16 protein-coding genes and 1 tRNA gene are annotated in these 15,143 nt (G+C 57.0%); 10 read left to right on the top strand and 7 right to left on the bottom strand.

What is annotated here, in order from left to right:
* Nucleotides 1-354: 354 nt before the first annotated feature.
* Nucleotides 355-438: transfer RNA gene (locus V7730_RS04250), tRNA-Leu, on the bottom strand.
* A gap of 140 nt (nt 439-578) precedes the next feature.
* On the opposite strand from V7730_RS04250, the gene V7730_RS04245 reads away from it, so the two are divergent.
* Together V7730_RS04245 and V7730_RS04240 are read left to right on the top strand one after the other, a co-directional pair.
* Nucleotides 579-1,157, top strand: a complete 579-nt coding sequence (locus tag V7730_RS04245; protein ID WP_335746348.1) for a YqaA family protein — start codon at nt 579-581, stop codon at nt 1,155-1,157.
* Nucleotides 1,148-1,606, top strand: coding sequence for a disulfide bond formation protein B (locus tag V7730_RS04240; protein ID WP_335746347.1), 459 nt, complete (start codon nt 1,148-1,150; stop codon nt 1,604-1,606). The genes V7730_RS04245 and V7730_RS04240 overlap by 10 nt, the downstream gene beginning before the upstream one ends.
* On the opposite strand, the gene V7730_RS04235 is transcribed toward V7730_RS04240, so the two are convergent.
* Nucleotides 1,603-2,028 carry an Lrp/AsnC family transcriptional regulator gene (locus tag V7730_RS04235; RefSeq protein WP_335746346.1) on the bottom strand — a complete coding sequence of 142 codons (426 nt, stop codon included), beginning with the start codon at nt 2,026-2,028 and terminating at the stop codon, nt 1,603-1,605. The genes V7730_RS04240 and V7730_RS04235 overlap by 4 nt on opposite strands.
* A gap of 105 nt (nt 2,029-2,133) precedes the next feature.
* Here V7730_RS04235 and rocF point away from each other — a divergent pair, with 105 nt between their 5' ends.
* The 3 genes from rocF to V7730_RS04220 are packed head-to-tail and all read left to right on the top strand — an operon-like array spanning nt 2,134 to nt 5,028.
* Complete coding sequence (gene rocF, locus V7730_RS04230) at nt 2,134-3,054, top strand: arginase (RefSeq protein WP_335746345.1); 921 nt, start codon at nt 2,134-2,136, stop codon at nt 3,052-3,054.
* A gap of 31 nt (nt 3,055-3,085) precedes the next feature.
* Complete coding sequence (gene ctlX, locus V7730_RS04225; RefSeq protein ID WP_335746344.1) at nt 3,086-3,961, top strand: citrulline utilization hydrolase CtlX; 876 nt, start codon at nt 3,086-3,088, stop codon at nt 3,959-3,961.
* A gap of 23 nt (nt 3,962-3,984) precedes the next feature.
* Complete coding sequence (locus V7730_RS04220) at nt 3,985-5,028, top strand: ornithine cyclodeaminase (RefSeq protein WP_335746343.1); 1,044 nt, start codon at nt 3,985-3,987, stop codon at nt 5,026-5,028.
* A 15-nt stretch (nt 5,029-5,043) separates the two neighbouring features.
* Here the strand turns inward: V7730_RS04220 and V7730_RS04215 are convergent, their stop codons facing one another.
* Nucleotides 5,044-6,219 (bottom strand): FAD-dependent monooxygenase, encoded by a 1,176-nt coding sequence (locus tag V7730_RS04215; RefSeq protein ID WP_335746342.1) that lies wholly within the window; start codon nt 6,217-6,219, stop codon nt 5,044-5,046.
* A 117-nt stretch (nt 6,220-6,336) separates the two neighbouring features.
* Nucleotides 6,337-6,789, bottom strand: coding sequence for an RNA polymerase-binding protein DksA (gene dksA / locus V7730_RS04210; protein WP_335746442.1), 453 nt, complete (start codon nt 6,787-6,789; stop codon nt 6,337-6,339).
* A 139-nt stretch (nt 6,790-6,928) separates the two neighbouring features.
* On the opposite strand from dksA, the gene V7730_RS04205 reads away from it, so the two are divergent.
* The 5 genes from V7730_RS04205 to V7730_RS04185 all read left to right on the top strand — a co-directional run bounded on the left by V7730_RS04205 (nt 6,929) and on the right by V7730_RS04185 (nt 12,422).
* Complete coding sequence (locus V7730_RS04205) at nt 6,929-7,768, top strand: AAA family ATPase (RefSeq protein WP_335746441.1); 840 nt, start codon at nt 6,929-6,931, stop codon at nt 7,766-7,768.
* Between the two features lie 638 nt (nt 7,769-8,406).
* On the top strand, nt 8,407-9,765 hold the full coding sequence (locus V7730_RS04200) for a DUF2927 domain-containing protein (protein ID WP_335746341.1): 1,359 nt from the start codon (nt 8,407-8,409) through the stop codon (nt 9,763-9,765).
* 24 nt (nt 9,766-9,789) lie between these two features.
* The gene (locus tag V7730_RS04195; RefSeq protein ID WP_335746340.1) at nt 9,790-9,957 is read left to right on the top strand and encodes an apolipoprotein acyltransferase; all 168 of its coding nucleotides are present in this window, start codon (nt 9,790-9,792) and stop codon (nt 9,955-9,957) included.
* The gene (locus V7730_RS04190) at nt 9,957-11,144 is read left to right on the top strand and encodes a vWA domain-containing protein (protein ID WP_335746339.1); all 1,188 of its coding nucleotides are present in this window, start codon (nt 9,957-9,959) and stop codon (nt 11,142-11,144) included. Before V7730_RS04195 ends, V7730_RS04190 begins: the two co-directional genes overlap by 1 nt.
* Before the next feature lie 594 nt (nt 11,145-11,738).
* Nucleotides 11,739-12,422: a M48 family metallopeptidase gene (locus V7730_RS04185; protein WP_335746338.1), complete on the top strand. Its 684-nt coding sequence runs from the start codon at nt 11,739-11,741 to the stop codon at nt 12,420-12,422.
* 35 nt (nt 12,423-12,457) lie between these two features.
* Here V7730_RS04185 and V7730_RS04180 read toward each other — a convergent pair whose 3' ends face one another.
* The 3 genes from V7730_RS04180 to V7730_RS04170 are packed head-to-tail and all read right to left on the bottom strand — an operon-like array spanning nt 12,458 to nt 15,002.
* Entirely contained in the window at nt 12,458-13,000 is a 543-nt protein-coding gene (locus V7730_RS04180; RefSeq protein ID WP_335746337.1) for an RSP_2648 family PIN domain-containing protein, read from the bottom strand.
* Between the two features lie 4 nt (nt 13,001-13,004).
* The gene (locus V7730_RS04175) at nt 13,005-14,216 is read right to left on the bottom strand and encodes an RSP_2647 family RNA methyltransferase (RefSeq protein WP_335746336.1); all 1,212 of its coding nucleotides are present in this window, start codon (nt 14,214-14,216) and stop codon (nt 13,005-13,007) included.
* A 39-nt stretch (nt 14,217-14,255) separates the two neighbouring features.
* Complete coding sequence (locus tag V7730_RS04170; RefSeq protein ID WP_335746335.1) at nt 14,256-15,002, bottom strand: DUF6778 family protein; 747 nt, start codon at nt 15,000-15,002, stop codon at nt 14,256-14,258.
* Nucleotides 15,003-15,143: the final 141 nt, after the last annotated feature.

Below are 15,143 nucleotides of genomic sequence, written 5' to 3'. Positions count from 1 at the left end.
ACGACACAATCGAAGAACCAAAACCACCATCTTGACCTGAAAAGTAGATGAATTCACGTCATAGGGGTTGTCCCGTGCTCAGAACCAATATGGCTGATTTAGCTAAACTATAGCCCATTCGTATAGGCTACCGCCACATTTGTTCGAATCGAACAAACCGTTAAGAATCCCGATTGCGGGTGGCACACTGAGAGAACCCGCAATCATTCCTTACCTCAAAATTAAAGATCTCAAAATGTCCTGTCGGAGATGTAATAACCTGAAATTCAGCGTCATATTGCGCAAATTCATTCGGAACTATGAACCGAAGCGGAGTTCATTAAGAGGAAAACGGAGAACCTGATAAATTCAGGCTGGTACCCAAGGCCGGACTCGAACCGGCACGCCTCGCGGCGGGGGATTTTGAATCCCCTGCGTCTACCATTCCGCCACTTGGGCACGGATCAGCGTCTAGCCTGAGCAAAGATGCGGAGCAAGCCAAAACTTCATCCCGATCACCACTTCTGTACACTACCACCCTCTCTTGACCTGAACAGCGCGAGGTGGTTTTGACACGGCATACTCAGGGAGCCACCCGAATGATCCAACGCCTATATGACTGGACGCTCAGCCTAGCAGAGCATCGCCATGCCCTTTGGGTGCTTGCGCTGGTGTCATTCCTGGAAAGCTCAATGTTCCCGATACCGCCAGATATCATCATGATTCCTATGATCCTGGCGCGTCCAAACCGCGCCTTCGTGATCGCTGGCGTGGCTTTGGTGGCTTCAGTTCTGGGTGGCATGCTGGGCTATGCCATCGGTGCTTTGGCCTACGACACTCTTGGCGAACCGATCCTGCGCTCACTTGGAAAAGCGGATTCGATGGAAGAATTCGCCACTAGGTTCAATGATCTGGGCTTCTGGGCCGTGTTGGTGGCGGGCGTTACCCCCTTCCCTTACAAAGTAATAACGATCATGTCGGGCTGGACCGGGATGCCGCTGGCGACATTCGTCACCACCTCTATTCTGGCACGTGGTCTGCGGTTTTTCCTTGTGGCGCTGTTATTGTGGAAATTCGGCGCGCCGGTACGTGACTTTATCGAACGCCGCCTGCCCTTGATGTTCACAATTGCGCTGGCGCTTCTGATTGGTGGATTTTTGGTGCTCAAATGGATTTGAAACGACTTGCCCTGATCGCTACTCTTGGCTCTACGGCCGTATTGCTAGGCGCTTACGGCTTCCAGCATCTTGGCGGCATGGCTCCCTGCAAACTTTGTTTGTGGCAGCGCTGGCCGCATGCCGCTGCCATTCTGATCGGATGTCTGATCCTGCTGACCAACAAGCTAGAGCTCGCATGGCTTGGCGCGATTGCCGCGCTGAGCACCGCCGCGATCGGCACTTATCACGTGGGGGTCGAGCAAGGCTGGTGGGAAGGTCCGACAAGCTGCACCTCTTCGGGTGTCTCTAATCTGAGCGCACAAGAGCTGATGGACCAGATCCTTGCTGCCCCTCTGGTACGCTGTGACGATATCTCGTGGCAGTTGGCAGGCATCAGCATGGCGGGCTGGAACGCAATTCTGTCTGTGGTACTTGCGGTGATTTGGATACAGGTCGCGCGCCGGGCCTAAACTGCCTTTTGGGTGCTCAACAGCAGGCTTGTCTCGGACGCATTAACGCCGTCAAGCCGCCTGATACGGCTTAGCACGTTGTCGAATTCCAGCAGCGTGGGTGTCCCGATCTCGACGATCAGATCCCAGCGGCCGTTGGTGGAATGTACTGCACGCAAGTCGGACATGGCGGCAAGCTGGCGCTTGATCCGTTCCGCACCGCGGCCCTCGATCTCGATCATCATCAAGCCGCACACAGGATCGCGCGCTACGTCCGCACGGGTGATGACTGAAAAGCCTACAATCTCACCGCGAGACTGAAGCCGTGCAATCCGCGACCGAACAGTGGTGCGCGACATATTCAGCCGCGCAGCCAGATCAGACAGGGACGCCCGCGCGTCATGGCGTAGTGCTGCGATCAACTTATCGTCCGTTTCGTCCATTATTACCTCCGATATGCGCAATCAAAATCCAAAACGGACACATTGTGCGCTATTCATAGCACATATGGGCCAATTATATCAATTCCAACATGAAAGGAATCTCCCATGACCCCACAACATTGCATTCTTCAGGGCGCACCGCTCGACTGTGGCAAAATTCGCCGTGGCTGTATCATGGGGCCGGATGCCTACCGCACCGCTGGCCTCGGACCTGCGCTGCAAAGCCTTGGCCACACGGTCGAGGATATCGGCAATGTCGCGCCTGCTCCTTATACAGATGTGCCGCACCCCAAGCTGCACCGCCTGTCCGAGACCATTGCATGGACCCAGAGCCTTGCCGACACGACCGAAGCGTCACTGGCGCACGGTCTGCCCATCACTATGGGTGGCGATCACGCTTTGGCGGCCGGCACTGTACTAGGCGCGATGCGCTATGCGGCTTCGCAAAATAGACCTCTCTTTGTGCTCTGGCTGGATGCGCACAGCGATTTTCACACGCTGGAAAGCACGGACAGCGGGAACCTGCACGGCACGCCTATGGGCTATGTCACGGGACGTGGCGATTTTGCCGGCTGGCCTGCCCTACCCGCGCCGCAGCCGTTCGACCAGATCGCAATGATCGGCCTGCGCTCGGTTGATCCAGCAGAACGTGCAGCCCTGCAAGAAACAGATATCACCCGCGTCGACATGCGTGAGATCGACGAGTCAGGTATCGCAGGTCCACTTGGCAAATTCCTGAACCGCGTCGAAGCTGCTGGCGGCATGCTGCACGTCTCGCTCGACGTGGATTTCCTTGATCCGGCTGCGGCGCCTGCTGTTGGCACTACCGTTCCGGGCGGCGCTACCGTGCGCGAGGGGCATCTGGTCATGGAAATGATCAACGATAGCAACCAGTTGACCTCACTTGACTTGGTTGAACTGAACCCGTTTTTGGATGAACGCGGCCGTACCGCGCAGTTGATGGTCGATCTGGCCGCCTCTGCCCTTGGCCGCAACGTGTTCGACCGCCCGACACGCGCCTACTGATATGTATCCACAAGCCCCCTGTGACGTGGTGATGATCCGTCCTCACCACTTCCATTCCAACCCGCAGACACAGGGTGACAACGCATATCAAAAGGCATCTGACAGCGATGTCAGCGCCACCGCACGCGCCAAATTTGATGACGTTGCGGAAGCGCTGCGTACAAACGGTGTCGCGGTGCATGACTTCGATGACACCTCTGGCCAGACACCGGATTCCGTGTTTCCGAACAACTGGTTCTCTACTCATGCAGGCGGCCATGTGGCAATCTACCCGATGTTTGCGCCCAACCGCCGTACCGAGCGGCGTGCGGACGTGATCGACCACCTCAAGACCAACTTCCGCGTGCAGGACGTGATTGATTATTCCGGGCTTGAGCAGGACAATCTGGCGCTGGAAGGCACCGGTGCGATGGTGCTGGATCATATCGGGCGGGTTGCTTACGTGGTCCGATCCCGCCGCGCCGATCCGGTTCTGTTGGAGCGGTTTTGCACCCATTTCAACTTTGAGCCCATCGCCTTTGATGCGGCAGATCAGGCGGGCCGTACGGTCTATCATACAAACGTGCTGATGGCTGTTGGCACGCGTGTGGCGCTGGTGGGTCTTGATATGATCACAGATCCCGAACGCCGCGCGACAGTTACCACACGGCTTGAAGAAAGCGGCCGTGAGGTCATCGCGCTAAGCGAGGCCCAGATAAACGCTTTTGCCAGTAACGCGATTGAGCTTTCAGGCCGTGGTGGAATGATCATGGCACTGTCAACAACGGCCCATAACACGTTGACCCAAAACCAAATTGACCGGATAGCGCAACACGCCGATCTGCTGCCGCTGTCCATTCCAACACTCGAAACCGCCGGAGGATCTGTGCGCTGCATGATTGCAGGGTTGCACCTTTCGCGCCGCTAAACTTTAACAAACAGGTATCCGTCATGCTTACTCCATCCGAAAAGGCATTTGTGCCGTTCGTCAGCGTCGATCACATGATGCAACTCATTAATCACGTGGGCCTTGCCCCCATGATGCAAGGTATCAGCGACCGGATCGAGGCAGACTTCCGCCGCTGGCCGCTGTTTGACAAAACACCGCGCGTAGCCTCGCATTCAGACGTGGGCGTGATCGAGCTGATGCCGACCTCGGATGGCGATGTATACGGCTTCAAATACGTCAACGGGCACCCCGGAAACACTGCTGGCGGTTTACAGACAGTCACCGCCTTCGGCCTGCTGTCGGACGTGGCCACTGGGTATCCGGTGCTGTTATCCGAAATGACGATCCTGACGGCACTGCGTACTGCCGCAACTTCAGCGCTGGTCGCACGGGTGCTAGCGCCCAAGGGTTCCACTGTTATGGCAATGATCGGTAACGGCGCTCAATCCGAATTCCAAAGCATCGCGATGCAAGCCATCGTTGGCATCAAAGAGGTCCGTCTTTATGACGTCGATCCCGCTGCCACTGCCAAATGCGCACGCAATCTCGAAGGCTCCGGCCTGAAAGTTGTCAGCTGCGACAGCGCCGAAGAGGCAATTTTGGGCGCGCAGATCATCACGACTTGCACCGCCGACAAACAGTACGCCACCATCCTGACCGACAACATGGTGGGCGCAGGTGTGCACATAAACGCCATCGGCGGCGACTGCCCCGGCAAGACAGAGCTGGCCCCTGCCATTCTCAACCGCGCTGAAATCTTCGTTGAATATCCAGAACAGACCCGCATCGAGGGCGAAATCCAGCAGTTGGCCCCCGATCATCCCGTGACCGAGTTCTGGGAAGTGTTGACTGGTGCTGCGCAGGGCCGCAAGGACGCCAAGCAGATCACGCTTTTTGACAGTGTCGGCTTCGCGATCGAGGATTTCTCAGCGCTGTGCTATGTACGCGATGCAATCAAGGGAACCGAATTCTTCACCCCGCTCGATATGCTGGCTGATCCTGATGATCCACGCGACCTTTTCGGCATGGTTGCGCGCGCAAAATAAGAAATCTGTGGCGGCTCAGGAACGCAAAGAGCGGGCCGTAACATCCACACCGTAAAGCCAGTCAAACGCGCCCAGCATCCGGCGCGGCGCAGAGCGGCTGCCAAGCCCCATCACCTTATGCGCGGCAAAGCGCACAGGTCCTGGGCGCAGATGAAACCGCCATGCATTGCCCTCCGCTGCTTTGATCACGCGGGCCACACGCGGGCGGCGTTCATTTTGATAGGCTGGCAAAGCATCGACACCTCCCCACAAGACATGATCTGCCAATACCCAAGCATCCTCAATCGCCATATTAGCGCCTTGCGCCAGAAATGGCAGCGTCGGATGCGCGGCGTCCCCCAGCAAAGCAACACCGCCGGCCTGCCAAACGGGCGCCACCGGATGCCGGTGAAGGCCCCAAAGCGTAGGCGCTTTGACCGCGTTGATTAACTCTCCGGCCATGCCGTCCCATCCGGCAAAAGCCATTTTCAAATTTTCGGCATCGTCGGGATGGTTCCAGCCTTCTGCCGCCCAGCTTTTACGCTCTTCCACCGCCACAAGATTGACCAGTGTGCCACCGCGCAAGGGATAGCTCACCAAGTGGCGGCCCGGCCCCATCGTGACCATTGCCACATTTGCATGCCCTGCCGTATTCGGAACCATCGCGCGCCACGCCACCTGCCCTGTAAAGAAGGGATCGTCGTCCCCGTTGAGGGCGATACGTGCGCGTGAATGCAGACCATCTGCGCCAATGATCAACTCTGCGCGGCGGGTGCTGCCATCCGTCAGCGTCAACTTCGGGGTCGTCCCGGGTTCGATATCTTGCACCTGCGCGCCCATCTCGAAGCTGACGTTGTGTTCGCTCGCGGCACGGGCCAATACATCTATCAGATCTGCGCGGTGCATAAACAAATATCGCTGATCTGGCGGAAGAAGCGACAGATCAAGGCGGACCAGTTCGTCAGCGCTATCATGCGCACGCATCACAACGGCTTTGCCCTGCACAGCGCCGCGTTCTAACAACCGCTTTTCCAGACCTAACGCGCGCAACACGAACAATCCGTTGGGACTGACCTGTAGGCCCGCGCCAACTTCACGGATCGCGGTGGCTTGCTCCAGCACGGTTACGGCCACCCCGCGACGGGCAAAAGCGATGGCAGCGGTAAGCCCACCAATGCCTGCCCCGACCACAATCACGTTTCTGATTTTCATCGCAGTGTCCCTTTTGGAAAAAGCGCCACAGCTTTCGCTGCAGCGCTCTTCAAATCTCTACACGACACCAGCCTGAAACCGGCATTACGGTTCTAGCCACGTTCAACCGCAAAGCGATCACTCGTCGCGGTGTACTTTCTCACGGCGCTCATGCTTTTCTTGCGCTTCAAGGCTCATGGTGGCAATGGGACGCGCATCCAGACGCTTGAGCGAGATCGGCTCACCGGTCACCGAACAGTAACCGAATTCGCCCTCGTCAATGCGGCGCAGGGCGGCGTCGATCTTGCCAACCAGCTTGCGGGCACGGTCACGGGTGCGTAATTCAAGCGCGCGATCAGTTTCTTCGGAGGCGCGATCATTCACATCCGGAATGTTGCGCGTGCCGTCCTGAAGTGCCTCGATGGTGTCGCGACTGCCTGCCAGCAGTTCCGCTTTCCAGTTAAGCAACTTCCGGCGGAAATATTCGACTTGCCGATCATTCATGAAAGGCTCGTCTTCGGCCGGCGTATAGTCGTCCGGCAAAAAGCTTTCGTTCTTCACTTTGCTTTTACCCTCAACATAATTCGTCATTGTCACGTGGACTTCTCCCTCACGACATTTCCCATGGCGCGGGGTCTACATGACACGTAGGTGATTGTCACTACTCAATGATGCGCTATGATAAACAACGAAAAAGTTGACTGAAATGAACCGGAAAGATGATCAGGACATGAAATTTCAAGGCACCGCCGACTACGTCGCAACGGATGATCTGAAGATTGCGGTAAACGCTGCGGTCCAGCTGGAACGGCCCTTGCTGGTCAAGGGAGAGCCCGGCACAGGCAAGACCGAACTGGCGCGGCAGGTCTCTTCTGCTTTGGGTCTGCGCATGATCGAATGGAACGTCAAATCCACCACACGTGCCCAGCAGGGTCTGTACGAATATGACGCTGTCAGCCGTCTGCGCGACAGCCAGTTGGGCGAAAAAAAAGTCCACGACGTGCGCAACTACATTCGCAAGGGCAAGCTTTGGGAAGCCTTCGACGCAGACGAGAAAGTCGTCCTGCTGATTGACGAGATCGACAAAGCCGACATCGAATTCCCGAACGACCTTTTGCAAGAGCTCGATAAGATGGAGTTCTTTGTCTACGAGACCGGCGAGACAATCAAAGCGAAGATCCGCCCCATCGTGATCATCACGTCCAACAATGAAAAAGAGCTGCCCGACGCGTTCCTGCGCCGCTGTTTTTTCCACTACATCCAGTTCCCCGATATGGAGACGCTCAAAAAGATCGTCGAAGTTCACCATCCCGGGATCAAGCCAGAGTTGTTGACGACCGCCCTCACCCAGTTTTATGAAATCCGCGACCAACAGGGCCTCAAGAAAAAGCCTTCGACGTCCGAAGTCATCGACTGGCTCAAGCTGCTGTTGGCCGAGGATTTGGATCCCAAGGACCTCAAGGCGGACGGCAATTCGGCTCTGCCAAAACTGCACGGTGCGCTGCTCAAGAACGAGCAAGACGTGCATCTGTTTGAACGCCTAGCCTTTATGGCACGCGGCGGCCGTTAACTAAAATGAAGTGGCGCGCCCTGCTCTACATCGTAGTGATAGGGCCGCTACACCACCTGGCGACTGTCGCGGCGACATTGCCCGCCGCGCTGCTGCTCCCTCCTGACATCGTCCTTCAGCTTGCCTTCGCGCTGCCGGTCTTTTGCGCCCTTCTCTATTGGTCAGTCCCTGCGCTAATGCGACGTCTTAGGCTTCTGGATCAGGCGCAGAATCTCCTGCAATTCAGGATAGTAGTTATCGCGGCGGCGGTGCTGATTGGAGCTGCTGCTTTCGCCAGCATTATGTTCGGTGGAGCGACCCCAGCCGAAGCTACCGCCCTCAATCTGACAGCCCTAATATGCACGCATGCATGGCTAATCCGCACGCGTTTGCGTCGCTGAACGGCTACTTTCCCCCCTATTTGAACTGTGGCTTTCTCGCATCCACAACCATAGGTTTGCCTTAGTCGGAAAAAATTGCCTCTATTTTGCCTTAATTGCTCCCTACCGAGAACAGGTTGCAAAGCGAAAAGATCTCCAATTGAAGCTCAAAAGGGCAGGCAGGCAGATTATGAGTAACCGGATCGCACAATTTGTGTCCGTAGCGTTTTCGCGCTTTTCAACAGCTTACGCAGCACCCAACGACAGCGGCATGGCGCTATGAGGTCACACATCGCCCTCGTTCTCGCCATGGCGTTAAATGCGTGTACCCCGACATCCGGCGGAGATGTTTCCCGCCGAATGACCATCCCCGACAGTGTTTTGCCACCAGTGAAAGTGTTTGATACTGGCCAGCATGTTGGTCCGGTTCGCGCAAACAATGATCTCGCGCTGGATTTCATCGAGCTTTCTTTCAAACTTGAAAGCGGCCGCGAATTGCCCGTTTTCACCCGTTTCGAAGGCCGAATTACGGTGGCCGTGATCGGTGAGCAGCCCGCCTCCCTTCAGCACGATCTGAACCGTCTGATCGGTCGCTTGCGCACCGAAGCACGGATCAACATCTCACAGATAAGCGCGCCGCGTGCTAACATCACCATCAACGCGGTTCCTCGCAAGGAAATCCGCAGCCTGCTTCCACAGGCCGCATGTTTTGTGGCACCCAATGTCAGCACTCTTGAAGAGTACCGCAAGGCGCGCAAAACCAAACTTGCCAACTGGTCACAACTGCGCTCCCGAGAGCGTATGGCGATCTTCTTACCCAACGACGTGAGCCCGCAAGAGGTGCGCGATTGCCTGCACGAAGAACTGGCTCAGGCGCTTGGTCCGCTCAACGATCTCTACCGCCTGCCCGATTCCGTCTTTAACGATGATAACGTGCACACCGTGTTGACCGGCTTTGATATGCTGATGTTGCGCACATACTACGCACCGCAACTGCACAACGGCATGAGCCGCGGTCAGGTGGCAGCCACCCTGCCCCACATTCTGCGTCAGATTAACCCGCGTGGCGAAGCAGCCCCTGCGAGCTACGCTACCCGCACCCCGATCCAGTGGAAGCGCGCCATCGAGACAGCGCTGGGTCCAGCGACACACCGCAGTGCGCGCCGATCTGCCGCAGCCGAAGCTTTACGCATCGCCGAAGCGATGGGCTGGCAGGACCAACGCCGCGCCTTTGCCCATTATGCGATGGGCCGCGTCATCCAGCACGACAGCCCGCGTGAAGCACAACAGCACTATGCTGCCGCGAAACGCTTTTACATCGCGACGCCCGGCACCCGTTTGCATCAGGCCTATGTGGCCACGCAGATGGCGGCTTTTGCAATCAGTCAGGGTGAGGGTTCCGAAGCGCTGCAAATGATTGCGCCGCATATAGAAATTGCACGTCTGAACGAAAACGCCGCATTGCTTTCAACGCTGTTGCTGCTACGTGCCGAAGCGCTAGATCTTGAAAACCGCCCCTCCGAAGCAGAGGCCGTCCGTCTGGACAGTCTAGGTTGGGCGCGGTACGGATTTGGTTCAGACTGGGCTGTGCGGGCCAAGCTGCGCGAGATCGCATCGCTCAACCCGCTCAAAGGATAGCCCGCAACAACAAAGGGCTAGAGCATGATTGTAATCGGGTTGGCGATAATTGGCGCATTGATTGGCGGAATGACCGCGCGCAAACGCCGAGGCAACCGTAAGGACATTGCGCAATATGCTATCGGCTACGCTATGGCATTCATTATTATCGGTATGTTTTTGACAGTCATTATCGACAGGCTGGCCAGCTAATGTTTCTGCCATTTTTCGAACAACTGCGTGCCCATAAAGTTCCCGTATCCATGCGGGAATTTTTGGCGTTTCTGGATGGCATGTCTGCGGGCCTGGCAACCTATGACGTGGAGGCGTTTTACTACCTCGCCCGCGTCTCGATGGTGAAGGACGAGCGGAATATCGACAAGTTTGATCAAGCCTTTTCTGCCGCCTTCTCCGGCCTTGAGAGCATCACGCTGGATCAGGTCCTTGAAGCCGTCGACATTCCAGAGGAATGGCTGCGCAAGATGTCCGAAAAGCACCTCAGCGCCGAAGAAAAGGCCGAGATCGAAGCCCTTGGCGGGTTTGAAAAACTGATGGAGACGCTCAAGGAGCGACTCAAGGAACAAGAAAAGCGCCACGAGGGCGGCAATAAATGGGTCGGCACTGGCGGCACCTCGCCTTTCGGTGCTTACGGCTACAACCCCGAAGGCGTGCGCATCGGCCAGAAAGAAGGTCGCCATGGCAAGGCTGTGAAGGTCTGGGACAAACGCGAATTCCGCAACCTTGATGACAGCGTCGAGCTGGGCACGCGCAACATCAAAGTAGCGCTCAAACGTCTGCGCCGCTGGGCGCGTGATGGCGCGAATGAAGAACTGGACCTGAACGGCACCATTCGCTCCACCGCCGAGCAAGGCTATCTGGACGTCAAAACCCGCCCCGAGCGGCGGAATGCGGTTAAAGTGCTGCTGTTTCTCGACGTGGGCGGCTCCATGGACCCACATATCAAGGTCGTCGAAGAGCTCTTCTCTGCTGCGCGGTCCGAGTTTAAGCACATGGAATATTTCTACTTCCACAACTGCCTGTATGAAGGCGTGTGGCGCGATAACCGCCGCCGCTGGGACGCGCAGATATCTACACAGGAAATCCTGCGCACCTACGGCCCTGACTACCGCTGCATCTTTGTCGGCGACGCCAGCATGTCGCCTTACGAGATCGCCTACCCCGGTGGCGCGAACGAGCATTGGAACCCCGAAGCAGGCTCCGTCTGGCTGAACCGCGTGCGCGAGCAGTGGAAATCCAGCCTCTGGATCAACCCCATCCCCGAGAAATACTGGTCCTACACCCAGTCGATCACCATGATCCAAGAGATATTTGGCCAAGACGCAATGGTGCCCATGACGCTCGAGGGGCTGTCACGCGGGATGAAGACGCTGACGCGGTAGGACCCGGCAACTGAAAGTTCAGCGACAGCTACACCTATCAGACGGGGGGTCTTGCACGCCTACATGTGGTCTGATGTGAATACAGCATACATATTCCCCGTCTTGCGAGGCTTAAAACGAGTTTCGTTTTATGTAGTTGGCAATTCCCAAAATGATCAAGCCAAATGGAATCCAAAGAAAAGCATACATCAGATAAACCCCAAGTCCCTAGAGCGGGTAGACCGCTCCACCAACATCCACTTTAAGAACAAGACACTCTTGGGGACCTTGTGCCGAAATTCTACAGCCCTTCAAAAGCACCAGAAGTCTGATTGCAAAACCTAACAGCCAAATAATCGCAGGCCAAAGTACAATAACGAGGGCCGTACCCCCGGATACTCTATCCTGTTCATTCTCCAAATGCTTCCTCACTTTCGCGAATATATCGCATCGATATACCAAATCGCCAAAAGGCAATAGCCTTGGCAGGCAGGCTGTGGGAGACACAACCCTTTGGAGCGCTCATACTGATACCTTCTGCTGAAACTCTCCTGCAAGGTACCCACATCGTAAAACAACCCTTGCCCCCGCCCGCATCCCCCCCATATTAATATAATGATTAAAGTCATCCCCATCCTGCTCGCCGTGCTTTACGGTCTTATGATGTACCGCTTTTCCGTCTGGCGCACGGGGCGCGAGCTGGATGAGAAATCCACCGTATTGGCCGATCCTAAGCTGGTGGAGATGAGCAAGCAGATGGCTAAGGCGCTCGATCTGCCGCGCATCAATGTCCACATCTATGAGATTGAGCCAGTGAACGGCCTCGCCGCCCCTGACGGGCGTATTTTCATCACCCGCGGGTTCTACAACAAATTCCGCGCGGGCGAGGTCACGGCGCAGGAGCTGGCAAGCGTCATCGCCCATGAGCTGGGCCATGTCGCCTTGGGCCATTCGCGCCGCCGGATGATTGATTTCTCGGGCCAGAACGCCATGCGCGCGGCCTTGGGCATGGTGCTGAGCCGCTTTATCCCCGGCATCGGCATGTGGATCGCCAATATGATGACATCCCTGCTAGCTGCAAAGCTCTCGCGAAGTGACGAGTTTGAAGCAGACGCCTATGCCGCAGCGCTGCTGACCAAGGCAGGCATCGGTATCGGGCCGCAGATTTCCCTGTTCCAAAAGCTGGACGCGCTTACCAAATCCGGTGGTGGTCGTGCGCCCGCATGGTTGTTGACCCACCCGAAAACGGACGACCGCATTGCTGCGCTAGAAAAGATGCAGCTGAAATGGGATAACTAAGTCAAAGTCTTAGCGAGAATTCCTAAAGCAAGACTTTAGCCTGTCAGCGCTTTACCCAATCGTGGAAGTCGCGCTTTCTTGAGCAAAGATCGGATGTTCCAGTCTTCACCTGACAGCCTACGGGCTTCGGCCACGGTCTTTTCGGCGACCATCATCACCTCATCAGGTGCGCTATGGTAGAATCCAAGTAAAAAGGCATCAGGGTCAATACGCACCAACCCTTCTTCGGCCAGAATACCGCGCGGGAAGTCTTTTGCATTCATGGTGACGATGGCATCGGCATTCCCGTGAATGGCCACAGCCAACACGTGAATGTCGTTCTCATCAGGCAGCCACAGCCGCGCCTCAAGACCTGGATGCTTTAGCACGGTGGCGCCCGGAAAAGCCGATTGGATCAAGGCGATTTCGCCGCGCGCAATGGTCTCCCCTTCGGGGCCCATGTTGCGCGCGGCCCTAGCCCACTCTTCCAGAATACGTTCTGACCACAGCGGCGTGTAAACACCGCTGCGCGCGACGCCCAGAAGCATCTCTCGCATAACGGTAGGATACAGAACGCAGGCGTCGAGAAGAACCTTCATCGCGTTACAGGTGGAAGAACAGCGATTTGAGGTAGCCGGTTTCAGCCAGTTGCGGCAATTGTGGGTGGTCTGCGCCGGCAAATCCGGTGTGGATCAGCGATGGACGACGACCTGCCCGTCCGATACCGCGCACAGAAGCGACGCGAAATGCGGTCAAATCCGCCGCGTGCGAGCATGAACACAGCCCCAAAACACCACCGTCGGCCACCAACGGCGCTGCAAGTCGTGCGATACGCTCATAGGCGCGCAGACCGGCTTCAAGCGCTGGTTTGGCAGGTGCAAAGGCTGGCGGGTCACAGATGACGATGTCAAATTCGGCACCTTCGGCACGCAGGGCAGTGAGTACGTCGAATGCATCCCCCTGACGCGTGCTCACACGGTCAGAAACACCCATCGCAGCGGCCCCTTGCTCGGCAAGGGCGAGCGCGGGGGCGGAACCATCTACGCAAAGCGCGGAGTCGGCACCAGCTGCCACAGCAGCCAGACCGAAGCCACCCACATGGGCAAAGACATCCAGCACGCGCGCACCGCGCGACAGGGACGCTGCAAAGGCATGGTTGGGCCGCTGGTCGTAGAAAATACCGGTTTTTTGACCGCCAGTCAGGTCGGCCATATAGGTCGCACCGTTCATCTGCACAGGAACGGCCTGATCAGGTGCTTGGCCCGCCAGAACGCCGCTCACATCGTCCAGCCCCTCAAGGCTGCGCGTGCGGCCGGAGGCGTTCTTGAGCACGTTTGTAACGCCGGTTAACGCGATCAGTGCTGCCGTTAGCGGCTCGATCAATGCGTCGGACCATGCGGCATTGGGTTGGATCACGCAGGTATCGCCAAAACGGTCGATAATGACACCGGGCAGACCATCCGCTTCGGCGTGCACCAAGCGGTAGTTTGGCGCATCATACATGCGCGTCCGCAGGGACAGCGCACGGCGCAGGTGCGCTTCCATCCACGCTTGGTCGATGACCGCGGCTGGATCTCTATCCATCATCCGGCCCATGATCTTGGAGTTCGGGTTAACCGTCACCACCCCCAAAGGCTGGCGCAGGCTGTCCTCCAGCACCGCCATTGCACCGGGGGCAAGCCCTTTGGTACGGCGGTCTGTGACCAGTTCGTTGGCATAAACCCAAGGCGCACCATGACGAATGGCGCGCGCGTTGGCCTTTGGCATAAGGCGTACAACGGGAAGCGGAGCGGACGTGGGGAAGGGCGCTGTCATAGCGCCCTTCCCTAGTCTGTTCCCATGCAGAGGGAAAGCTTATAATTTGTTGACCAGCTGGTAGAAGCCAAAGGAGGCGTTCTTGTATCCGTCAGGCTGGGTCATTTGCTGGCGGATCACTTCGGCCAAGTGGCCCGAGATGCGAACCTTTTGGGTCAATCCGCGCGCTTCGGCGGTAATAGCTTGCTGGCCACCAAATGCTTCCAGATCAGTCTCAACGCGGCGCGGTTCTGAGAGGAACTCACCTGTCTTGGCATCGCGCAGCACCATTCTGAAGACTACGTGGTGCACACCGCCCACTGTATAACGAGCCTTTTCGCTCAGGGCATGGAAGCGTTCAACCTCTACATCAAGGATCACCGGAACCGGCCCTTGGAAAGTAGATGTGCCAGCTGACATCGCGTCATACACGATGCGCGCTACCTGTTCGTAACGGTTGCCCATCGGATCTTCGCGCCAAACAATATCACCGCTGGGGTAATAACGGTTTGCCTCGGAGACTTTCAGTTTCGTTGGCACGCGGACGTTGATTTGCGCTACGTTAATATGGCGCAGGATCGCATCAGGGAGTATGGTCTGTGCCTGCTGCTGGCTGTTTGTCACCCGGCGCGCACTGCGCTCAGTACCCTGTTTCAGCGTAGCGCGGCTGTCACCGGTGCTGAATGTTACATCGTTGCTGGTTTGAGGCGCGGTGAACGCCGCTTCGCGTGTCACGACATCATTGGTGGAACAGGCGCTCAGTGCGGCGCCAAGTGTCAGGGCACATGCAAGCTTGATCATCTTCATCTCGTACTCCTCAGGCCGGTGGGCCGTGAAACTGGTGTTTCCACAGGCTTGACGTCTGAATGAGGCAGGTTTGAGACAAATCTGGGCCAAACTTGGCACGAATTGAAGGTAATCCGGCTGACGCACAGGTATCCTTAGGTC

The organism is Sulfitobacter sp., from assembly GCF_036961165.1.
Classification (GTDB): Bacteria; Pseudomonadota; Alphaproteobacteria; order Rhodobacterales; family Rhodobacteraceae; genus Sulfitobacter.
Note: the sequence above shows the minus strand (reverse complement) of the source record. Positions and strands in the feature narration are given on the sequence as shown.